The sequence below is a fragment of the Pseudomonas sp. Leaf48 genome, assembly GCF_001421885.1.
Taxonomy (GTDB): Bacteria; Pseudomonadota; Gammaproteobacteria; order Pseudomonadales; family Pseudomonadaceae; genus Aquipseudomonas.
Map to the genome: position 1 here is coordinate 725130 of NZ_LMLH01000028.1, position 22787 is coordinate 747916.

Annotated in this window: 17 protein-coding genes; 8 read left to right on the forward strand and 9 right to left on the reverse strand. The window is 57.8% G+C overall.

Annotation, left to right across the window (positions count from 1 at the left end; translation table 11 throughout):
• Positions 1 to 526: 526 nt before the first annotated feature.
• The 3 genes from ASE98_RS19075 (at position 527) to ahpF (ending at position 3859) form a co-directional block, all read left to right on the forward strand.
• Entirely contained in the window at positions 527 to 1498 is a 972-nt protein-coding gene (locus ASE98_RS19075) for a site-specific integrase (protein WP_060542873.1), read from the forward strand.
• 105 nt (positions 1499 to 1603) lie between these two features.
• Positions 1604 to 2167: an alkyl hydroperoxide reductase subunit C gene (gene ahpC, locus ASE98_RS19080; protein WP_007975937.1), complete on the forward strand. Its 564-nt coding sequence runs from the start codon at positions 1604 to 1606 to the stop codon at positions 2165 to 2167.
• A gap of 129 nt (positions 2168 to 2296) precedes the next feature.
• Positions 2297 to 3859 (forward strand): alkyl hydroperoxide reductase subunit F, encoded by a 1563-nt coding sequence (ahpF, locus tag ASE98_RS19085; RefSeq protein ID WP_060542874.1) that lies wholly within the window; start codon positions 2297 to 2299, stop codon positions 3857 to 3859.
• Positions 3860 to 4067: 208 nt separating this feature from the next.
• Here the strand turns inward: ahpF and gloA are convergent, their stop codons facing one another.
• Complete coding sequence (gloA, locus tag ASE98_RS19090; protein WP_060542875.1) at positions 4068 to 4589, reverse strand: lactoylglutathione lyase; 522 nt, start codon at positions 4587 to 4589, stop codon at positions 4068 to 4070.
• A 144-nt stretch (positions 4590 to 4733) separates the two neighbouring features.
• Between gloA and ASE98_RS19095 the strand changes: the two genes are divergently transcribed.
• On the forward strand, positions 4734 to 5252 hold the full coding sequence (locus ASE98_RS19095; RefSeq protein ID WP_060542876.1) for a DUF4946 domain-containing protein: 519 nt from the start codon (positions 4734 to 4736) through the stop codon (positions 5250 to 5252).
• A gap of 167 nt (positions 5253 to 5419) precedes the next feature.
• Here the strand turns inward: ASE98_RS19095 and ASE98_RS19100 are convergent, their stop codons facing one another.
• Together ASE98_RS19100 and ASE98_RS19105 are read right to left on the reverse strand one after the other, a co-directional pair.
• Positions 5420 to 5782 (reverse strand): histone-like nucleoid-structuring protein, MvaT/MvaU family, encoded by a 363-nt coding sequence (locus ASE98_RS19100; protein WP_060542877.1) that lies wholly within the window; start codon positions 5780 to 5782, stop codon positions 5420 to 5422.
• Positions 5783 to 6013: 231 nt separating this feature from the next.
• Entirely contained in the window at positions 6014 to 7546 is a 1533-nt protein-coding gene (locus ASE98_RS19105) for an EAL domain-containing protein (protein ID WP_060542878.1), read from the reverse strand.
• A 409-nt stretch (positions 7547 to 7955) separates the two neighbouring features.
• On the opposite strand from ASE98_RS19105, the gene hppD reads away from it, so the two are divergent.
• Positions 7956 to 9032: a 4-hydroxyphenylpyruvate dioxygenase gene (hppD, locus tag ASE98_RS19110; RefSeq protein WP_060542879.1), complete on the forward strand. Its 1077-nt coding sequence runs from the start codon at positions 7956 to 7958 to the stop codon at positions 9030 to 9032.
• A gap of 125 nt (positions 9033 to 9157) precedes the next feature.
• On the opposite strand, the gene rarD is transcribed toward hppD, so the two are convergent.
• Positions 9158 to 10039 carry an EamA family transporter RarD gene (gene rarD, locus ASE98_RS19115; RefSeq protein ID WP_060542880.1) on the reverse strand — a complete coding sequence of 294 codons (882 nt, stop codon included), beginning with the start codon at positions 10037 to 10039 and terminating at the stop codon, positions 9158 to 9160.
• Between the two features lie 299 nt (positions 10040 to 10338).
• Complete coding sequence (locus ASE98_RS19120; protein ID WP_269084477.1) at positions 10339 to 10947, reverse strand: aldo/keto reductase; 609 nt, start codon at positions 10945 to 10947, stop codon at positions 10339 to 10341.
• Positions 10948 to 11273: 326 nt separating this feature from the next.
• Here ASE98_RS19120 and ASE98_RS19125 point away from each other — a divergent pair, with 326 nt between their 5' ends.
• From ASE98_RS19125 to ASE98_RS19135, 3 genes are all read left to right on the forward strand, one after another.
• The gene (locus ASE98_RS19125) at positions 11274 to 13280 is read left to right on the forward strand and encodes a hypothetical protein (protein ID WP_060542881.1); all 2007 of its coding nucleotides are present in this window, start codon (positions 11274 to 11276) and stop codon (positions 13278 to 13280) included.
• 212 nt (positions 13281 to 13492) lie between these two features.
• Positions 13493 to 15709: an autotransporter outer membrane beta-barrel domain-containing protein gene (locus ASE98_RS19130; protein WP_060542882.1), complete on the forward strand. Its 2217-nt coding sequence runs from the start codon at positions 13493 to 13495 to the stop codon at positions 15707 to 15709.
• Between the two features lie 132 nt (positions 15710 to 15841).
• Positions 15842 to 17341, forward strand: coding sequence for a hypothetical protein (locus ASE98_RS19135; RefSeq protein ID WP_060542883.1), 1500 nt, complete (start codon positions 15842 to 15844; stop codon positions 17339 to 17341).
• Between the two features lie 45 nt (positions 17342 to 17386).
• Here the strand turns inward: ASE98_RS19135 and ASE98_RS19140 are convergent, their stop codons facing one another.
• The 4 genes from ASE98_RS19140 to ASE98_RS19155 all read right to left on the reverse strand — a co-directional run bounded on the left by ASE98_RS19140 (position 17387) and on the right by ASE98_RS19155 (position 22500).
• Positions 17387 to 18487 (reverse strand): fimbrial protein, encoded by a 1101-nt coding sequence (locus ASE98_RS19140; protein ID WP_060542884.1) that lies wholly within the window; start codon positions 18485 to 18487, stop codon positions 17387 to 17389.
• Between the two features lie 70 nt (positions 18488 to 18557).
• Positions 18558 to 21077, reverse strand: coding sequence for a fimbria/pilus outer membrane usher protein (locus ASE98_RS19145; protein ID WP_060542885.1), 2520 nt, complete (start codon positions 21075 to 21077; stop codon positions 18558 to 18560).
• Between the two features lie 17 nt (positions 21078 to 21094).
• Positions 21095 to 21856 (reverse strand): fimbrial biogenesis chaperone, encoded by a 762-nt coding sequence (locus ASE98_RS19150; RefSeq protein WP_060542886.1) that lies wholly within the window; start codon positions 21854 to 21856, stop codon positions 21095 to 21097.
• A gap of 95 nt (positions 21857 to 21951) precedes the next feature.
• The gene (locus ASE98_RS19155; RefSeq protein WP_060542887.1) at positions 21952 to 22500 is read right to left on the reverse strand and encodes a fimbrial protein; all 549 of its coding nucleotides are present in this window, start codon (positions 22498 to 22500) and stop codon (positions 21952 to 21954) included.
• Between the last annotated feature and the right edge of the window lie 287 nt (positions 22501 to 22787).

The window sequence follows — 22787 nt, forward strand, 5'->3', positions numbered from 1 at the left end:
GCGTGCTCGCTCCTACAATTCAACGCGGTCCTTGTAGGAGCGAGCATGCTCGCGAAAAACCAGAGAGCACCGCGGGCATTCAGGAAGCCCGCGTTATCGTTGACGTCCATCGCGAGCGTGCTCGCTCCTACAGTTCAACGCGGTCCTTGTAGGAGCGAGCAGGCTCGCGAAGAACCAGAGAGCACCGTGGGCATTCAGGAGACCCGTGTCATCGTTGACGTCCATCGCGAGCGTGCTCGCTCCTACAGTTCAACGCGGTCCTTGTAGGAGCGAGCATGCTCGCGAAAAACCAGAGAGCACCGCGGGCATTCAGAACGCCCGTGTCATCGTTGACGTCCATCGCGAGCGTGCTCGCTCCTCCAGTTCAACGCGGTCCTTGTAGGAGCGAGCATGCTCGCGAAAAACCAGAGAGTACCGTGGGCATTCAGGAGGCCCGCGTCATCGTTAATGTCCATCGTCGGAACGCCGCCCGGAGCCTGCTCGCTCCTACAGTTCGCCAATTTGTAACTAGTCAGAAGGTATTTCCATGAGCGACCTCAATCGTTACCTGCAAGCCGCCACTCGCGACAACACCCGGCGTAGCTACAGGGCAGCTATTGAGCATTTCGAAGTGACCTGGGGTGGTTTTCTGCCGGCTACTGGCGACAGTGTGGCGCGCTACCTGGTGGCCCATGCCGGGGTGTTGTCGATCAACACGTTGAAGCTACGGTTGTCGGCGCTGGCGCAGTGGCATAACAGTCAGGGGTTTGCCGATCCGACCAAGGCGCCGCTGGTGCGCAAGGTGTTCAAAGGCATCCGTGCGCTGCATCCGGCGCAGGAGAAACAGGCGCAACCTCTGCAACTTCAACATTTGGAGCAGGTGGTCAACTGGTTGGAGCAGGAGGCGCAAACTGCCCGGACTCAGGGCGATCGCCCCGCACTGTTGCGCGCCAGGCGGGACACCGCATTAATCCTGCTAGGTTTCTGGCGGGGCTTTCGCAGCGATGAGTTGTGCCGGCTGCAAATCGCGCACGTTCAAGCCAGCGCCGGCGCGGGGATCACCCTCTACCTGCCGCGCAGCAAGAGTGATCGCGAGAACCTTGGCAAGACTTATCAGACGCCGGCGCTGCAGCGCTTGTGCCCCGTGCAGGCCTACATCGAATGGATCAACGAGGCGGCACTGGTGCGCGGCCCGGTGTTTCGTGGCATTGACCGTTGGGGGCATCTGAGCGAGGAGAGCTTGCACGCCAATAGCGTGATACCGCTGTTGCGTCAGGCCCTGGGGCGCGCTGGAATCGCGGGCGAACTCTATACCAGCCACTCCCTGCGTCGTGGATTCGCCACTTGGGCGCACCAAAGCGGCTGGGATCTGAAATCGTTGATGAGTTATGTGGGCTGGAAGGACATGAAGTCCGCCATGCGTTACATCGAAACCAATCCCTTCCTGGGCATGGCGCTGCGCGCAGAAAAGCCGGTCGCGCCCGAGATACCGAATTCTTCTATTAATACTGTCGGCTAATAGCGAAAACAAATCAGCGGCATGAGGTTTGCCAATGAGCCTTGCGTTCGTCGAGTGGGTAAAGTTCTCTCCATCAACTTCTTAACCCCTGACGGAGAGTCAACGATGCCTATCATCAACAGCCAAGTTAAACCGTTCAAAGCTGATGCATTCAAAAACGGCGACTTCGTAAAAGTCTCGGACGCTGACCTCAAAGGCAAGTGGTCTGTGGTGTTCTTCTACCCGGCCGACTTCACCTTCGTATGCCCGACCGAGCTGGAAGACCTGGCTGACAACTACGACGCATTCCAGAAACTGGGCGTCGAGATCTACAGCGTTTCCACCGACACTCACTTCGCCCACGCTGCCTGGCACAACACTTCGCCAGCCATCGGCAAGATCCAGTACACCATGATCGGCGACCCAACCCACGCCATCTCGCGCAACTTCGACGTGCTGATCGAAGAGGCTGGCCTGGCGGATCGTGGCACCTTCGTAATCAACCCGGAAGGCCAGATCAAGATCGTTGAACTGAACGATGGCGGTGTAGGCCGTGACGCTAGCGAACTGCTGCGCAAGATCAAGGCTGCCCAGTACGTCGCTGCTCACCCGGGTCAGGTTTGCCCAGCCAAGTGGAAAGAAGGCGAGGCCACTCTGGCTCCGTCCCTGGACCTGGTCGGCAAGATCTAAGTCTGTGACGCGCTTCATCAGGGCGGACTTCCGCACCTTCTAAGCAAGCTGCACCGCCCAATAAAAACGCCCGGGCGAGATTCGCTCGGGCGTTTTTTTATGTCTGTGAATACAAAGGAAATCGCCCGTATGTTGGACGCCAATCTTAAAGCCCAGTTGAAATCGTACCTGGAACGGGTCACCCAGCCGATCGAGATCGTTGCCTCCCTCGACGACGGTGCGAAATCCCGGGAAATGCTCGAACTGTTGAAAGACGTTGCCAGTCTTTCCACCCAGATTACTTTGCTCGACAACGGTGACGACGCACGCAAGCCATCGTTCTCGATCAACCGCCCCGGTGCCGATATCAGCCTGCGTTTCGCCGGCATCCCGATGGGCCATGAATTCACATCCCTGGTGCTGGCCCTGCTGCAAGTCGGCGGTCATCCATCGAAAGCCAGTGTTGAAGTGATCGAGCAGATCCGCTCGATCAAGGGTGAGTTCAACTTCGAGACGTACTTCTCGCTGTCCTGCCAGAACTGCCCGGACGTTGTCCAGGCGCTGAACCTGATGGCGGTGCTGAACCCGAACATCCGTCACGTGGCCATCGACGGCGCGCTGTTTCAGGCAGAAGTCGACGAGCGCCAGATCATGGCGGTGCCAAGCATCTACCTCAACGGCGTGAACTTCGGCCAGGGCCGCATGGGCCTGGAAGAAATTCTCGCCAAAATCGACACCAGCGGTATCGAGCGTCAGGCTGAAAAAATAAGTGCCAAGGAAGCCTTTGACGTACTGGTTGTCGGCGGTGGCCCGGCCGGTGCTTCGGCGGCGATCTATGCAGCCCGTAAAGGCATTCGTACCGGTGTGGCGGCTGAGCGTTTTGGTGGGCAGGTGCTCGACACCATGGCCATCGAGAACTTCATCTCTGTACAGGAAACCGAAGGGCCGAAACTGGCCGTTGCGCTGGAAGAGCACGTCAAACAGTACGACGTGGACATCATGAATCTGCAGCGTGCCGATAAGTTGGTGCCAGGCAAAGAAGGTGAGTTGCACGTAGTCCACTTCGCCAGCGGTGCGCAATTGAAAGCCAAGACTGTCATCCTGGCGACCGGTGCACGCTGGCGTGAAATGAACGTGCCTGGCGAACAGCAATACCGCAACAAGGGCGTTGCATACTGCCCGCACTGCGACGGTCCGCTGTTCAAGGGCAAGCGCGTGGCGGTGATTGGCGGCGGCAACTCCGGCGTCGAAGCGGCCATCGACCTGGCCGGTATCGTGTCCCACGTGACGCTGTTGGAGTATGACGTTCAACTGCGTGCCGATGCGGTGTTGCAGCGCAAGTTGCACAGCCTGCCGAACGTGACCGTGATCACCAGCGCGCAAACCACCGAGGTGGTCGGCGACGGTCAGAAGGTCAACGGCCTGCGTTACAAGGATCGTCAGACTGACGAGCTGCGAAGTGTAGAACTTGAAGGGATCTTCGTGCAGATCGGTCTGCTGCCTAACACTGATTGGCTCAAAGGCACCATCGAGCTGTCACCCCGTGGTGAGATCATTGTCGATGCTCGCGGCGAAACCTCGGTGCCTGGTGTGTTCGCCGCCGGTGACGTGACCACTGTGCCGTACAAGCAGATCGTGATTGCGGTGGGCGAGGGCGCCAAGGCTTCCCTGAGTGCTTTCGATCACCTGATCCGGACGTCGGCACCGGCATAAAATCGGTAGCCGGAGACACAAAAAACCCATGAGAGATCATGGGTTTTTTGTGTCTGACACATTCCAAAAGTGGGAGCGGGCTTGCTCGCGAAAAGCGCTGTGTCATCCAGCAGAGATGTTGGCCGACACTGCGCGTTCGCGAGCAAGCCCGTTCCCACAGGGGATTTTTCTATGGTCGTTCCCACGCGTGGGAATGATCCACCGTGCTTTACAGCGGTGCTGGCTGAATGATCTCGACCCAGTAGGCATCCGGGTCCTTGATGAACGCCAGGCTCTTCATGCGACCGTCGCTCAGGCGCTTCTGGAAATCGCAGCCCAGTGCCTCGAAGCGTTCGCACGCGGCAACGATGTCCGGTACCGAAATGCAGATGTGGCCGAAACCGCGGGGATCAGTGTTGCCATTGTGGTAGGCAAAGTCAGGATCGTTTTCGGTGCCGTGGTTGTGGGTCAGTTCGAGAATCCCGGGGATCGACTTCATCCACTCGGTACGCGCGGCGGCATCGGCCGGGATCTGGTTTTTGTCGACCAGCGCGAGGAAGTACAGGCTGAACTCGGCTTCCGGGAAATCGCGTTTTTCCACCAGCGAGAAACCCAGAATGCGCGTGTAGAAGTCCAGTGACCTGGTGATGTCCTTGACCCGCAGCATGGTGTGGTTGAAGACGAATTTCTGGGTGGCGGTGTCCGGTTGTGCGGTAACGCCGGGGAAGGTGTTCAATTCTTGCAGGCTCATGGGCCCTCCGGAAAATATGTGGGCTAACGAATGGTGACAATGATACGCAAGGGTTCCGACATCGCCAAACCCGAATGACCGGCTATTGCCTGACAGCCGGACGGGCCTCAGACTTTAGGCCTCAATCCGTAGGTGCCCAGTGCAATGTGTCGATTCTGTAAATCGTTGTTGGTCCTGGCAGGTGTACTTTCATTGGCCAGTGCCGCTTACGCAGATGCGCCAGTCATGACCTGGCCAGCCGGCTGGCAGGTTGAGACAGTTCCCGAAGCTGCTTCCGGCGTCAGCCGTCAGCGCGCGGTAAAAGTTGATCAGGGCGCTACACCGGTCATGGTGATGGAGTTGACCATCAGTCAGGTGGAAAGCGGGCATCAGGTCAATCTGCAGGGTGTGTTGCTGGAAATGCGCAAAACCTTGCAAAAGGACTTCTTTCAAGGCGGATACCAGAGTGTTTGCACTCGAATTCATTCGACGATGTTGAGTCGCCTGGCTGCGCTGGAAACTACCTGCACCATCACGCAGAACGGCCAGCATGTGCTTTCTCAAACATTGGTCGCTGCGGTGGATGCCGATAAGGCCTATGTTCTTTCCTACGCCGGAAAAGCGCAGGATTATAAGGCGAGTCAGGATGAAATTGCGGCTGCGCGCAACAGCCTGAAACTTTAAAGCGGCGACAGTGTTTGGCGGGCTGGTAGCGGGGTTTTTAGATATTCAGAATGGATTAAGCAAATAGTTAGTCGGCAACCAGGTAGTTGATCGCTGCTGTTCGTTGCAATTAGATGCCATTCATGAAAAAGCCCTGCATCGGCAGGGCTTTTTTGTTGCAACGAGTGTCAGCCGCGAAGCCAGGAGTCCACGGTGCCTGCACCGTATTGTTCCTTCCAGGCTTTCAGGCCGCGGTGATTGCCGCCCTTGGTTTCAATCAGCTCGCCGGTGTGCGGGTTCTGATAGACCTTGACCACACGGGCGCGACGGGTTTTTGGTGCAGCCTGCTGCAGGCCGGATTTTGTCGGGTTCGGATCGAGAATGGCAATGATGTCACGCAGGCTTTTGCCGTAGGTTTTCATCAACCCCTGGAGTTTCTCTTCGAATTCGATTTCTTTCTTGAGCCCGGCATCGTTCTTCAGCGATTCCAGCTGCTTGAGCTGCTCTTGAAGGGCCTTTTCGGCTGCACGAAATTCAGCGAGTCTGGACAATATCTTTACTCCAATAGTGTGTTTGGCTGATACCAACCGCAAACAAAGCTATAAGCCAAGAGCCTTGAAGCGACCCGGTGACAGTGATTCACCTGCCAGTTTAGCGCTGGTATGAAAAATTGTAGTAGTTAATTGCTCAAGAGTAAATCCTGACATTTTCTTCATGTAACAACGGTGCTGTGTTGATTCCCATGGCTGGGGGTTATCGTTGTATGCCGGTTAAATGTTTAGTTAATGTTCACTTAATGCACTAATGAACTCCGCGCCGGGCACCGGTTTAGCGAACAGATAACCTTGCAGAAAGTTCACACCCCGATCACTCAGGTAATCACTTTGCTCAAGGGTTTCCACGCCTTCGGCGACCAGTGCCAGATCGAGCTTGCCCGCCAGTTCGATGATGCTGTCCAGTATGTGGCTGGAGGGGGTATCGATACCGATCATGGCCACGAAACTCTGATCGATTTTCAGGAAGTCCACATTGAACTGGCTCAGGTAACCCAGGCTCGAGTGACCCGTACCGAAGTCATCGATGGCGATCTTTATGCCCATTTCACGCAGTTGTTCGAACAGTTTACGGGTGGTGGCCGTAGGCTCGATCAGTTCGCGCTCGGTCAGCTCCAGTACCAGGTGGATCGACCCTTGAGTAAATGCGTCGAGAAACTCTTGGCAATCCTGAACCAGTTGCAAGTCCTGGCAGTGATTGGCGGTGATATTGATGCCGATATGAAGCGGCTTTTCGAATGAGGCGCTATGCGGCGCGAGGAGGGCGGCTGTCTGGCGCATCAGTGAGCGCGTCATTGGCACGATCAGCCCGGTGTGTTCAGCAAGCGGGATGAACAGGTCGGGACGCACCAGGCCTTCGGTTGGATGCTTCCAGCGCATCAGGACTTCAGCCCCCGACCAGCGCTTGCTGTCGCCATCAACAACGGGCTGAAAATACGGAATGAATTCCGCCGCATCCAGCGCCCGCTGCATTTCATGGGTCGGCGACACGGAACGCATTTGCAGGAAATGCCCGATGAAACCTGCGATCACGCCAAAAAACAGCAGCAAGCTGAACAACGGCGGGTATTCGCTGGTCATGTAGCGCCAGGTTTCGCCTGAAGGAAAACCGGCCGACACGGAAAAGGCATAGCGTTGCGAGGTCAGATAGCTGTGCGCTACCGGCAGTCGGGGCAGGGCAGTGTCATGAAATACACCGTCGGCCGACAACCAGTTCTTGCCGACTTGCAATTGCAGTAAAGTCTTGCGTCCAATCAGGCGCAGTACGTTAGCCAGGTGGTAGCCATCAAGGGTCGCCAGGGCGCCTTTTTTGCCTTCGCTGCGCCGATACACCAGCAGCGCCGTGTTGGGCGTGACCGGGTTGCCGTTCATCAGCCATAACGCCCCCTGGGTGTAGTCACCGGGGTTGATCTTCTCCTCAATGTCACCGAACAGCGAACTGCAATAGATGATGTCCTCCCACACCAGATTGGTCGAACGCACGAACGGGCGGCGGGTGACCTGTTCGCGTAGGGTCAGTTTGACGTCGTTGCAACTCTGGCCGGCGAGTGGCAGTAACTCGTGTGCGGCTTGAGCGGTGTTATCGAGCATCAGTTCGATCTGGCGAATCGCGTCCTCGGCAGTTTGTGCGCTGCTTTGTTCCTGGGTCCGCTCTGCCTGCATATGAAGAATGAAGGACCCGAGCAACACCGGGAGCAATCCGCTGATCAGAGTGACAGCCATTCTGGTGCGGCGATGGCGGGTCTTGGCTTTGAGTGGCATTCGCGAAACCTGAGGCGGTGAAGTAGGGCTCTCAAATGCTGGCAGGGCAGGGTGCCTCCCAAGAAGAGTTCGGTGATTGCCATGATAGATGGCCGACGGCGGTTTGGGGTTTTACGCTGTAACAAAGCGCTTGCGCGGTCATGGAAAAAGGGGATTTTATACAGAAGGCGGACAAACTGTTTTACGCTGTGTAGAATCGGGTTACGCATACAAGAATAAACGTCTTCTGGCAGCAGAAGCCTCGCCCGCAAGAGCCTTGGGTCGACAATGAAGATATTCGGGTTTCAACTGATCTACGGTGACTTTCTCGCCCGCAGTGTGCGGGGCATCTCCTGTGCGCCACCCACCGGTCTCAGCATTGCTAGCAACTGACATTTGTTAATTCTGAAAGCATGATGAGGCGCCGACCATGGCAGATTTATACGAAAACCCGATGGGCCTGATGGGCTTTGAGTTCATCGAGCTCGCATCGCCAACTCCCAATACCCTGGAGCCGATCTTCGAGATCATGGGCTTTACCAAGGTCGCAACCCACCGCTCCAAGGACGTGCACCTATATCGCCAGGGCGCGATCAACCTGATCCTCAACAACGAGCCCAACAGCGTTGCTTCGTACTTTGCTGCCGAACACGGCCCGTCGGTGTGCGGCATGGCGTTCCGGGTCAAGGATTCGCAAAAAGCCTACAAGCGTGCCCTGGAACTCGGCGCCCAGCCGATCCACATCGAAACCGGCCCGATGGAGCTGAACCTCCCGGCGATCAAAGGCATTGGCGGCGCGCCGCTGTACCTGATCGACCGTTTCGGCGAAGGCAGCTCGATCTATGACATCGACTTCGTGTTCATTGAAGGCGTCGACCGTCACCCGGTCGGGGCGGGCCTGAAGATCATCGATCACCTGACCCACAACGTGTACCGCGGCCGCATGGCTTACTGGGCCAACTTCTACGAGAAGCTGTTCAACTTCCGCGAGATCCGTTACTTCGACATCAAGGGCGAATACACCGGCCTGACCTCCAAGGCCATGACCGCACCCGATGGCATGATCCGCATCCCGCTCAACGAAGAGTCGTCCAAGGGCGCCGGGCAGATCGAAGAATTCCTGATGCAGTTCAACGGCGAAGGCATCCAGCACGTTGCCTTCCTGTCCGACGACCTGGTCAAGACCTGGGATCACCTGAAAAAGATCGGCATGCGCTTCATGACCGCGCCGCCGGATACTTACTACGAAATGCTCGAAGGCCGTCTGCCCAATCACGGAGAGCCAGTGGGTGAGTTGCAATCGCGGGGCATCCTGCTGGACGGTTCGTCGGAGTCGGGTGACAAGCGCCTGCTGCTGCAGATCTTCTCGGAAACCCTGATGGGCCCGGTGTTCTTCGAGTTCATCCAGCGCAAGGGTGATGACGGTTTCGGCGAGGGCAACTTCAAGGCGTTGTTCGAATCGATCGAACGTGATCAGGTTCGCCGTGGTGTGTTGTCCACCGACTAAGCAGTCGCTGTCTTGAACTGTGGGAGCGGGCTTGCTCGCGAAGGCGGAGTGTCAGTGAGAAATCTACTGCCTGACACACCGCCTTCGCGAGCAAGCCCGCGCCCACATTTGTTTTTGTGTGTGGCCTACGGGCGGCGCTGTCGCATCAGATGCTTGAAGCCTTCAAAGACCAACACCAGCACGGCCATCCAGATCGGGATGTACGTCAGCCACTCGCCTTTCTTGATGCTCTCCCCGAGCAACAACGCCACGCCCAGCAGCAGCACCGGTTCGACATAGCTCAGCAGCCCGAACAGGCTGAACGGCAACAGTCGGCTGGCGATGATGTAGACCACCAGCGCCGACGCACTGATCACGCCCAGCATCGGGATCAGCAGCGACAACCACGGATGCTGCTCGAACACGCCGAAGCCTTGCGCGCCACTGTGCACGAACCAGAAGGCCACGGGCAGCGTCAGTGCCATGTCCAGCCACAAACCGCCCAGGTTGTCCGCCGCCAGTCGTTTACGTAAAACGAAATAGGCCGGGTAACCAATGCAGACCAGCAGGGTCGCCCAAGAAAAACCACCAACCTGATACACCTCGTTGATCACCCCGAGGCAGGCGAATACCACGGCGATTTTTTGCAAGTACGAGAGGCGTTCGCCGTAGGCGATCCTACCGGTCAGGACCATGGTCAGGGGCAACAGGAAGTAGCCCAGGGATACGTCGAGGCTGTAGCCGTTGAGCGGCGCCCACATGAACAGCCACAGTTGCACGCCGAGCAGCGCCGAGGAGGCGACCAGGCCGGCCATCAATTTCCGGTTGGCGCTGACACGCCGGACAATCTCGACCACACGTTTCCATTCGCCGGACAGCACCATGAATACGGTCATGCAAGGCACGGTCAACAGCATGCGCCAGCCGAAAATCTCCACACCGCTCAACGGAGTCAGCAGTGAGGTGTAGTAGTACATGACGGCAAACAGCACCGAGGCTGAAACCGATAGAGCGATACCTTTAGACAAGCTGTCCTCGCGAAGCTGAAGGTGAAACGGGGTGCGGAGGATACGTGGTTTTCGTGTTGAATATTGGTCGGATGATCGATGTTTTCAACATCTGCGCAGGATTTTTAATCGTCGCCCCCTCACCCTAACCCTCTCCCGGGGGGAGAGGGGACTGACCGTGTCGTCTCAAGAAATTATGCGACCTGAAAGACCGGGTCGATTATGGTTTCGATGCAAAAAGTTCAGGCTCAAACATATTCCAAGCAGTACTCGGTCAGTCCCCTCTCCCCCTGGGAGAGGGCTAGGGTGAGGGCTGGCACTCAAGCCGTACGCGATCTACGCCCCGACACGAAATGGCTCACATCATTGAACCCCGGCGTCGACGCATGCCCCGGTGTCACCAGCGAATCAATAAAGGCCCCGTCTTCTGCGCTAACGCGGACCGCTTGCGCCTTAGTGTAGGCATCCCACGGCTCTTCGGTGCGTGGACCAACAATGGCCGAAGTCAGCGCACTGTTATTCAACACCCAGGCAATGGCGAACTCGACAATGCCAACACCGCGTTCCTGTGTGTACTGCTGAATCTGCCGAGCAATGTGTAGGGATGTTGTGGTCTTCGCGGTGCAGATATCGAGGTAGTCCGTGCCCAGACGCGTCAGGCTGGCCTCGATGCCGTTGAAAATGTGCTTGCGGCTCAGGTCGCTGCGGTTCGGCAGACCGTCGGCCGGTCCGAAGTCGACTTTCGTGGCCAGCGCCCATTCCTGCCGGCGACTGGCGATGGCTTCGCCGACGATTTCCTCGGAGCGGCCGTCGGAGTAGACATCGGCTGTGTCGATGAAGTTGGTGCCCAGGTTCCAGGCCTTGTCGATGCTCCGCAGGGAATCCTCGGTGCTGGTCTGTTTGCCGAACATCATGGTGCCCAGAGTCAGGGTGGAAACCGCTGCAGGAACGGGCGAGCGATATGGCGCGGGTGTGGCGAGTGGCGAGTGGCGGTGGGTACCGTTCAGTTGCCAGTCGATCAGGTGCAACCCTGCGCAACCTCGACCTGCAACGCAAAAAAAAACAGGGGGTACCTGTCAACTTTGACAGTATCGCTTTCTCTGCATTGAGCGCTAAATTCCGCCAAAGGTCAGTTCGGCTTGCTGTGCAGCGGATTTGCGAGGCTGTGCGTAGCGCCCATGTTTTCGACCGACGCTAAGGCCATGGCATGGCCATGGCTCCTACGGCTGCATTGGCGTGACAGGAGAGCAGGAATATGGCGAATGATCCGAACCGGCTGCAACGGCAGATGGCAAGCACCGACTATTTGAAAATGCGCAACCAGCATCGGGCGAACATTGCCGATATGGTCATCGAGATCAAAGATGAGGATTACGCCGACAAGACGGCTGGCCTGCTGAATGGGCCGAAGCTGATTGATGGGCTGACGGTATACATTCCATCGTGGCCAAATCCTCCAGCGCCGAAGGAAACCGACAAAGTCACACTGTATCTGGATAACGGATCAGGGCGTTGGGACGAGGTGGGCTATCACGAGTTCACCAGACCGGCGGACGGTGGGCCCCTCCCGGAAACCTTCCCCTTTGCCATGACTATCGATACCAATGCTCTTCCGGACGACGCGACGTGCATATTGAAGTACATCAACCTCGATTACACGGACTGGGAGACTGAATCACAACAGGCCACAGTCATTTGTGATCGGCTACCACCGTACAAGCATATTCCACCGAGCGAGTTGAAGCTCGTCGCTGATTATCTGGACGATGACAATCTTCCGGCTGGCGGTAACCTCAATGTTACGGTTCCCGGTTATCCGGACTGGAAACCTACTGATAAAATTGCCATCTATCTGGTGGATGCTGCAGCGATTCCCGAAGACCCGTCAGACGCCGAGTTGGTGTTTTTCGACAATGTCCCTGCCCCCGGCGTTAATGATACAACTGTGCAGATTCCCGCCGATAAAATCCGTGCTTTTGGCGACGCGGAGTGCGTATTTCTGTACGTATTGATCGATTCAGCACAAAACCCCAGTGCCGTATCGGTGCATAAAGCCGTGGGCCTTACTTTCGGGCCACTTCCCGAGAATTTAAAACCACCGAAAGTTCCCCAGGCCGACCCGGGGCCGTTGCTGATTGAGGACGTAGGGCGGGGCGTGAGTGTCTGGATCGATAAATACGATAACTGGAAGGCCGGTGACAAGGTTCGTGTGACATGGGGGGGCACTGAGATAGCGCCGGACCTCGACTTTCTCAACATGCTGACCATGGAAGTTCCTGTTCGACCTGCCGTACTCATGCTGGAGGAGTACGGACAGACCACCACGGGTACCAAAACGACTGCGGTCAGTTATCAGATCTTTCGCAAGGGGCGCCCGTTTGGCCCCGAGTCCGCGAACTTTCCAGTCAACTTCGAGGTTCCGATTCCGTGGGTGCCCTGGCCTCCGGTGGATTGGCCTGATCCTGTTCATCCGTCACTGCTGGCAGGGGAAGTGAAGAACTTCGACGACAGCAGAACCAATGAACTGACCAGGGCCGATAAAGGCCAGAGCGCCAAATTCACTTTCACCTGGCACGCCACGGCGATCAACGACGATGTAGTCGATTGCTTCTGGGATGGTACCCCGGTTACCGAAGCGCAAGTCACTTTTGACGACTCAGTCCATACCGCGGGCGACCCCCATACTGTCACTATTCCCTGGAGCTACATCAAGGCAGGGGGAAACAACAAAGAGTTGCCTGTGCACTATCAAGTCCAGCGGCCCGGCGTGGAAAACGATCTGCATTCAGCACCCATCGACGTCGACGTCAACGCGATAGCGGTGGAGCTGCCCGCAGCAAGTTTCCCGAAAATCGACAACCCAACCGGTTACCCGGGCTGCCGGTCTCTGGAGCCCGACGGGGCCCTGAAAGTCCGGATACCCGACCTTACGGGGTTGCTCAACGCGGGGGACACCATCAGCTTCGTGTTCATCCCCATGATCGGCGACGATCTGGGCAGCCCTGAGAATCCAATTCCCGGTGTGAAGTTCGAAAAGGATTTTGTCCTGGGTGATTCCGCGTCCCCACTGACCGGCTTTGACTTTGATGTCACGCCTTACAGCACCTATATCAAGCCGCTATATGACCTGAATCCGAGTCGCAGAGGCCGGGCGAAGATCCAGTACTTCTTCGATGACGGAACGGAAGTGGTGGGATCTGCGGCGTTAGTCACCCGCACAGCATTCCATTCGCCTGCTGACGAGTGTCCGATTACACCTTAGTCGCCTTCCAGGCTCGGCACGGCTGTTTTCCATCCGTGCCGACGCTTGCCTATGTACGGGGTCATGCAGCTGTGAGGGAGAATTCTCCCGCTCTTTAGGATTACTCCTACATATCTGCTGTAGGAAAGTTCCTAAGATCGCCGGCTTTTCAGCAGCACGATCTGAACGGTGCCAATAGGTTGCCATTAGCCGCCAGACCCAGGAGCGACACCATGTACGTCAGTCACGCATTTTCAGTTTCACCACTCACACGGATGCTCAAACTTGCCATCTTCGCGCCGGCGCTGCTGATCAGCCCCTGCGCGCTGGCACTGTCGGTGGTTGAGGATGGCAATTCGCGCACGGTTGACGGCACGACAGTGGTAGACAGATGGCTGGTGCGGGATGCTTCAAGTCTGACCGCCAATAACGCTACGACCAATCAGATTCGTGCCGAGGCAGGTTCGACGCTGGTACTCAACAACTCGAAAACAACGGCCTTGGGTACCAGCAGCGGCGTTGAACTGTCCAACAGTGACGCCACGATCACCAACAAAAGCCGAGTGGTCAGCGATCGCACGGGGTTGCGCCTGATCGGCACGGTACGCGGTGGCTCCACTGCACGGGTCAGCGACAGCGAAATCATCGGCGGCGAGTTTGGCGCAAGCTTGAGCGCGCAATCGCAGCTGACACTGGAGTCCGGTACAACAGTCACTGCCACCAACGCAGATGGCATCGGCGTGCAGAGTTTCGGCGGCAAGGTTCGTGCTAGCGACAGCACTATCGTTGGCGGGCTCAATGGTGTCAGCCTGTACACCGCTGGCAATCTGCCGGCCGACAACGCGCTGATTCTCGATAAAAGCCATGTCGAAGGCCTGACGGGTTCGGCCATAATCGTCAATGGTCTGACCCAGACCAACACCGAACGGGCCAATATCGAAATCAACAATGGCTCCACGCTCAAGGGCGGCAATGGCACGCTGCTGGAGGTTATCAACGGTTCTTCGGCCAATTTCAAGGTCAATAACAGCCACCTGACTGGCGATATTGTTGTCGCCGATGGCAGCAGTGCCGACGTCGCGCTTGACCACCTGGCGACGCTGACCGGGCGCCTGGAAAATGTCGAGAACCTGGCGATCAGCAACGACGCCCGATGGATCATGGTCGAGGACGGTCAAGTACAGAACCTGACCTTGAACGGCGGGGGGGTGCAGTTCGGCAATCCGGGGCAGTTCTTCAAACTCTCGGTGGAAACCCTGGCGGGCGAGGGCGGCACGTTCTATATGCACAACGACTTCACCACGGGGCAGATCGATACCCTGACGGTGACAGGCAATGCCAGTGGCAACCATACCATTGCGCTCGACAGTCAAGGTACGGAACCGGTCGGGGCAGGTTCGACATCGGTGGTGCATATCGGCTCGGGCGACGCCACCTTTGCCCTCAAAGGGGGGGCGGTGGATCTGGGGGCTTTCTCTTATGACCTGATCAAACAGGGCGATAACGACTGGGTTCTGGACACCAGCAGCCGCGTCGTCAGCCCGGGCGCTCAATCGGTAATGGCGCTGTTCAACGCCGCACCGACGGTGTGGTACGGCGAGCTCAGCACCCTGCGCTCACGCATGGGTGAGGTGCGAATGGATCACGGCAAGGCCGGTGGCTGGATCCGCGCCTATGGCAACAAATACGACGTCAGTGAAGGCTCCGGTGTTGCCTACAAGCAAACCCAGCAAGGCATTTCGTTTGGTGCCGACGCGCCGTTGCCCATGGGCGACGGCCAATGGCTGGTCGGTCTGCTGGGCGGTTACAGCAAGTCCGACCTGGACCTGAGTCGCGGTACCACTGGCGAAGTCGACAGTTACTACCTGGGTGCCTATACCACATGGCTGGATGAGGACAGCGGCTACTACTTCGATGGTGTGTTCAAGTACAACCGATTCCAGAGCGAATCCAGCGTACAACTCAGTGACGGGCAAAAAACCAAGGGTGATTACAACACCAATGGCGTCGGTGCTTCGCTGGAGTTTGGGCGGCATATCAGACTGGCCGAAAACTACTTCGTCGAGCCATACGCTCAACTGTCCGGCGTGATGATCGATGGCGCGAGTTACGACCTGGACAACGGTATGGCCGCCGATGGCGATCGTGCCCGTTCCTTGCTGGGTAAAGTCGGTACCACGGTTGGTCGCAACTTCACCTGGACCGAAGGCAAAACCCTGCAACCCTATCTGCGCGCCGCTTATGTGCACGAGTTCGCCAGCAACAGCGATGTCGAGATCAATGACAACAGCTTCAGCACCGACTTGTCGGGCTCTCGCGGCGAGTTGGGCGCGGGCGTAGCCATGGCGATGACCGACAAGGTATCGATGCACGTTGATCTGGAGTACAGCAACGGCGACAAGATCGAGCAGCCTTGGGGAGCGAACTTCGGCGTGCGTTACAACTGGTAGTCGAATGACTTGATGTCACCGGGCTGAGGGAAGCCGGTGTGCCGTGCATTCAATATTCTTTTTGTGAGGTGCGGGAGAGTTGCTCAGTAACGGGCACTCTCCTGCGCGTTATTTTGCTGAGGAGTCTTGTTCATGGTCGACAGTGCTGTTTCCCGCAATATCACCCTGCCCGAACCTGAGGTCGACGGGTTACTGGCCGATGTGCCGGGAGGGGAAACCAACCTGATTCCAGTGGCCCTGACCCATGACGACCTGAAAGTCTGGTTTACCGTGCCGCCTAACTCCGATCCTTCTCTGTCCATGGAAACGGTCGACCTGTTCGTCGACTACGTGGATGATACATCGGTCCCAATTGCAAAAAGGCAGTGGACCGCGCCCATCCAGGATTCAGACCGGTTCGTATGGTTACCCAAGGCATGGTTGGGGAATGAGCGCAATGAGGGGCGACACAGTTTGTCTTACCGGTTCACCGGTTATAATGGCGAACCAGACCACTCCGCAGATCTGGTGTTCACACTGGATATCACCGCCCCTGTTGTGCCAACCGGCAGCAAAGCAGTTTTTCCTCCCGCAGTCCTTCCCCCCTACCAACTCACCGCCCATTACCTTGATCTGAACGATGACGAAGTCGAGGTCAGCCTCCCTGATTATGCAACACCACGTCCGGGGGATCTCATTACCTGGTTTTGGGGGGGAACTCCCGGCAATCAGGATGAGGGCGGGGGGGTAGAACTCGATAAGGAAAATTATCTGGACCCGGTGGGCTTCACCATTGCGGGTGATTTGATTCGAGAACGTAAAGATGGATTGCGGTATGTGTGGTATCAGGTACACGACCGCGCCGGCAATCGCAGCCGGCCCTCGGATGCGGTCGAACTGGACGTCGCAGCCACTCCGATACCCCGCACATTGCCTTGGCCCAGTGTTGAAAAAGCCGCGGGCACGGGGCAGCAGCAGACCCTGGACCCACTGCAGGCCGTTGCCGGCGGCATTGTGCAAGTCCCGGACGATGCCGTGATCTACCCTCAAGAACGGGTATTTGTGCAATGGGGTGAGCCCGAAACCCTAGGGGGGCGTCGGGTTAATCAGCCCATCATTCCAGGGCAACACCGCTATCAGATCGACATGCCGGCGGTGGCCGCTCACATCGGCAAAACCTTATCGGTGAGCTATGGCGTCATTGATGCGCGAGGGGTAGAGCACCCCTCCATTGCGCGCAGGCTTTCAGTTCAAACCATCCCGAGTAACCGTTTCGAGGCGGTCAGATGCGACGGTCTTTCCGGTGGCAACCTGAGTTACAAAAACGTTGAAGCGGCAGGGGCACGGTTGACGCTGGCCAGATGGAGCATGATCACCACTGACCAATGGATCATGATCACCATGACAGGTGTGAACGCTTCGGGGCAGGATTCGGTGTTCGAAGCCGTCAGAAAGCGAGCTGTCACTGAACAGGAAACCCTGGCAGGCATTGGTTTCAGAACCGAGGTCAGGGTATCCAGGGCGTTTCTCAATGGGTTGCGGCGCAATGCGCCCTTAACGGGCAAGGTCTATGTGAGTTTCGATGGCGGGCAAACATGGCCGCCCTTGTCCGCCCCCAACTTCCCGCTGCTGCAATTGACATTCATCAATTAGTTACTAACGTCCTCCAGTCCTTGCGAACAAGGACCGGGGTGCGAGTTATTTGTAGGTCAGGGTAAAGCTCAGAGCCCCTTTGGCATCGCCAGGCCTGACGTTCGAGTTGGTCTCAATCTGGTAGAAGCGCGCGGCAAAGTTAAGCGTCGTTTCTCCGCTGGTGATTTGCTGTATCGGCACTTCCGTGCTGAGTTCTATGGGTGTCGATTGGTCGCCCTTGAGTATCTGTATGCCGATTCCCTTGGCATCCGAGGCCGGTGTCAGCGTGAATACGCCGGGTATTGCCGGGGTGACTGGCGCTGACCCGCCGCTGCCTTCGAAGCGGATGTTCGCGGTGGCAATGTCAGGCGGGGTGTCGGCCGCGACACAGGCACTGAGGGTGATGTGGAAGGGTACGGCGGTGGTGGTATGTCCCGGTCGGGTAAAGTCGGCGAGGTTCCAGTCCCCCAGTTGTACAGGGTCGGCACTGACCCTGTTGCTGCCGCAATGAGCGTGTATGACCTGGCCCCTGAGTCCGACTCGAAAGCTCTTGCCCGGGATCCCTGAAAAATTACCGCTGAACAGTTCCTGTCCGTTGAAGTCCTGTGAGCCGGTGGGAATGGGGCCCGTCTTGATCAGCGTGATGAAATGATCCAGTCTCGAGAAGTTCAGCACTGCCGATCCCATGGGCTTTTGATGGTGGGCGCTGAAGGGGACGGTGGAGTCTCCCGTGTCGGGGGTGAACGCGTTAGTTGCTGAGTTATCGAAGGGGAACGCCAGTTCGAACCGCACACCCACACCTGGAATATTGGTGGGCAGCAGCGTATACGCCGCCCCATAGGCACCGGCAGCCAGGGGAATATTCTGAACTGGCGGTACGCTGGTTTGAGTGTTGAAGGTCAAACGCACACTGCCATCGTTATCACAGAGAATGTTCCGCCCTTCGGTGTTGATGACTCTCATGAACTGGCGGTTACGGATGATGCTGCCAACAGGTGCATCTCGAGGGACGTAGACTCTGCCCATATCCTGAGTGAAGGTCATGGTTCCCGCTCCGGCGGGGCCCCATTGGCAGGCATTGCTCGCCGCGACGGCGACGGAAAATTGCACCTGACACCCGGCTGCGATGCCCAGCAGTGCGGTCAAACAGCGCATGGAAGGTTTCATGGGGTTTCTCCTGGATGGCCCGGGCAGGGCAGGGGCGTTGCCCCTGCAAGTGGTTGGGTCAAGGTTGCGATCAGCGACATGTCAGCTCCTGGATGCGATAGCCTTGAGTCTCTTCCATTTGCGCCGGGTCGATAGGCAACTGGCACCGAGGCTCGACCTGTTCGCCCCAGCTCACATCAAGCATCTGCGGTTCGACGCGGGTCGAGAGCAAAACCTGGCCCGCCTGACCGACCATGCCGATGACCGTCCCGTTTTCATCGCTCAGCTGAGCACCGAACGGCAATAGTTGCCCCTGGGCTGTTCGACCGGTGATGAGCAGGCGAGTGACAGTGCGAGCAGGGAAGGTGGCCTTGACCACGGCGCCCCGTGTGGGTATGACCTGGGTGGTGCCGTTATCGATTTCTACCTCGGGGCCCAACTGATCGGTTTGCAGCACCAGCTGATTGGCCCGATAGGGTCGCAGGTAGGGCGCCAGGGCATAGCCGCGTTCGTTGGTTTTGACGCCGACGGCATTCAATACGCCGACGCCGGCAATGCCTGGCACTTCCACCAACGCAGCGGTTTCTCCCAGATAAGGGCCTGCCTCGACGCCACCGGCATGCACCAGTAAAGCGCCACTGGCATTGAGCGAAACGTTCCGGTAGTCCTGGCTTTGAGTCACACCGGCACCGAAGCTGCCGAAAGCTGCCTGATAACCGAGCGAAAGTGCAGCCGACTGTTGCTGACTGTCTTCACGGGAGACCGACGCCTGGTAATTCAAACGGCTCTGATCAGTATTGCCGCTGAGGGTGGCCCGCTGGGTGAAATGATCGCCGTTTTTCTGGGTGTCGAACGTTGCATTGGCCGAGTGGCCGATATCGAGCGGCATTGAGATGCTCAAGCCAATCTGTCGGTCATTGCCCCGGGATGAATTGAGCGACTGCGCGGCGAACAGGTTGAAGCTCACCTGTTCGTAACGGGTACTGGCGTTGAGCTGATACTGACGTTGTGTGTTGCTGCTCTGCCAATAATCCTGCTGTGACAGTGTCAGACTCAAAGCACTGCTGGCACCTATATTCTGATAGATGGAAGCCTCAAGCCGGCTACGGCGGCTGCCGTACCAATTCGAGTCGTGGCTGCGCTGGCGTACGGCCTCATCGAAATCCCGATAGCCTTCTGTCGAGTAGCGATAACCGGCGAAGCGCAGGTTGGTCCTGGACGCGAAGGACTTGCCATACTTGAGCGCATAACTCATGCCCTGCACGTGCTGTGAATCCTGGGTGTCGATATCGGCGCCGGAACGGGTGACGTCCAGTGCAAGGGCGCCGAGCTGGCCCAGATCCCGAGCGACGCCCAGGGTGCCGGCCCGATAGAAATCGCTGGCCATCAGGCCGCCATACAAGGTCACATCCCACGCGGTCCCCATGGCCAGGGTGCCTTGCCAGAGCAGTGGATCTGCCAGGTCCTGCGCGCCGTTATAGCGCCCCAGGGCCGCACTGTAGCGCCACACACCCTCGCGTAGCAGGTTGCCGATGGTCGCGAACGACTGGGTAAAGCGCCTGACCTGACCGTCCGCCTCCGTCAAAACGATGTCCAGTTCGCCGCTACCACCGTTGGTGCTCAGGTCATCGATTTCATAGGGGCCCGCGCTCACATAGGTGGTGTAGATGGGATAGCCGTTCTGAAAGATTTCAAGCTTGGCGCGGGTTTGCGCGACGCCGCGAATGATCGGCGCATAACCTTGCAGGACATCCGGCAGCATGCCCATATCCGAACCAATCAGAGCCCCTTTGATGGGCAAGCTCCTGAACACATCACCACTGGTAAAGGTTTCACCCAGTGTCAGGTTGGCATGGGTGCCCGGCAGATCGCGCTGCGCGTAGGCATAGGCTCGGGTCCATTCACGCTGGCCGTCTTCGTTCTGACGCAATGACTGGTTACTGCGCAAGCGCCACGGACCCAGATTGACGCCGCCATTGAGGTACAGATCGTCGGTGTTCTGGCGGCCGCGATAGCGACTGCTGCCTTGCTGCGCCGACGCCTGGTAGCTGACGAAGGCGGCATTGATACCGTGATCCCAGCGCTCGGGGTCGATCCGGCCGAACACATCACGGCGCATGGCGATTTGAGGGATGGAAATCGCCAACAACAGTTGGCTGCCATCGAAGTCGATTTGCGCGCCGGGGATCAGCGCCAGCAGATCAACACACTGGGTTGTGAGTAATTCGGGGTTGGCGATGCTGTCGAGTCGTACCCCCATCTGATCCAGAAGTTCGGCCGACAGGCAGGGGATCAGTTGGCTACCGTCGGGACTTGGGATGAATTCGATTTCACGCTGGCCAAAGTCTATCAGGTTGACCTGAGTGCCAACCCGATAGCGCCCCGGTCCCAAATCATGGGTTTGGCTCAGCGCCTGCAGCGCTTGCTGGCCGGCGCTCACGGCATGATCGGGGCTCTGGCGTAAAAAGCCGGATTGAAATTCAAGCGCAGGTGCTGGTTGCGCGGGATTTTCCTGCGCGAGAATGGTGCTGCTGTAGCCCACTACAAACAAATGAACGAGGTACCGCCGCGCAGGTGCACGTCGGCACGGCAATGAAAGAGGGAAGGTCATGCTCCGGATACTCTGTCTCACGGGGTGACCTGAATCGGCAGAGTCAGCGGGGTGGAGGAACCGCCGTAATCGTTGATGACCGAGAATTCGATCTGCGCTCCCGGCGCGGGCGCTGCACCGGTCACTGCAAAGGTCTGCCGGGACATCGGCGCGACCATCTCGGCGTTCTCAATCATCTGCTCGCGGCCATTGCCATTGCCCTTGACTGCGAGGCGAAGGAACGTCACGTGGAAGGGGGACGGGTTGTACACCTCCAGTTGCGCTTTACCGCCTGCCTGCCTGGTTGACCACTGCAGATCTTTGAGGCGGGACATGGGGGTGTCCTTGAGCTCGCTTGGGCGATAAAACAGTTTTATGCGGGTGCGCAGGGCAATGTTCAGTACATTGCCGGCGTCCGGGTCGACCTGTGGGATTTCCTGAACATTGAAATAGAACAATGATTCACGATCCGTCGGCAGATCGTTGGGCAGGCCATTGATCTGCACGTGTTGTTCCTTGCCCGGGTTCAGCCGGAACAGCGGCGGCGAGGGCATGAACGGCACGGCTGTGGTCGTATCATCGGCGGCGGTGTTGACCCAGGTTTGTACGGCGTAAGTCCGCTCGCTGGGGTTGGCGACAATCAATGACGTGCTGCGTTTGCTGCTGTCGAACACTACACGCGTCCCGCTCAGGGTCAGGGCGGCCTGGGCGGCGGGAATGCTGGACGCCAGCATGATCGCAGTCATGCAGGCGCCAAGGGCGGGCCGGGAAGCGGCCGCCCGCTTGATCAAACCGAGCATGGTTGAATACCTTTTTTCGGATGTAACAGGCTGCAAGGCAGCACTGAGTGCCCTCCCTGGCGACGTGAGCGGCCAGGAGGGCGGGGGCGGGGGGGTTATCTGATGTCGACGATGAAGTCTATTTGCGCCGAGGCTACGCCGGCTTCCACCGCCGTGGCCGTGGAGCGGTAGTACGCATCGAAACGCATGTCGCTGGAGCCGGTCTCATTCAGGTCGTATTCAACCGAACTGCCACCTGGCGCGATCGAGGCGCCGCTTTTGTCCCTGAGTACGATGACCACGTTCTTGGCGCCGTCCGCGTCAGGGGTGACGGCAAAGTAGGAGTTCGAAGGGTCCGCCCTGCCAGTGAAGGTGACACTACCTTTGCCGCCAACAGCAACGCCGCAAGCGACTCCGTCCTTCACGCGAAGGGCAAAGGATTTGCCACTGAGTTCCTGGCCCGCACCGGTAAAGCGGCTGGCCTCAAGGCTGCCCATTTTCACCTGATTGCCGATTGAGCCGTCCTCGGGGTTGACGACTTCAATCGGGCAGGTGCTGGCGGTGATCTTGCCTTCGAAGTTGATGTTGCCGGTGTTGGCGAACGCCGAAGTGCCGGCGATGCCGGCAGCCAGACCGAGGGAAAGTGCAAGTAGCGACTTTTTCAAAACGTTGATCCTTGTTTGTTTAAACAGTGCGGGGCGTTTAAAAGGTCGAGACGGTGCTGTTATTGCACTGTTTAGTAATAGGTTGGGTTTTGGGGGGTGATGTCTCGATGGGGGGATTGTATTAAGCGGGGGGTAGAGGGAATATGAGAAAACTCTCAGTTGTGTGGGTGCAAGGGCGGGTATTTATTTGGGGGTGTTTCGGCTGGTGTTGTGATTGTGCCTCGGGCAATTTGAGAGGCAGGTTGACAAGTTCCAAGTGCGTAATCCAAAGAGGATTGCGCACTTGG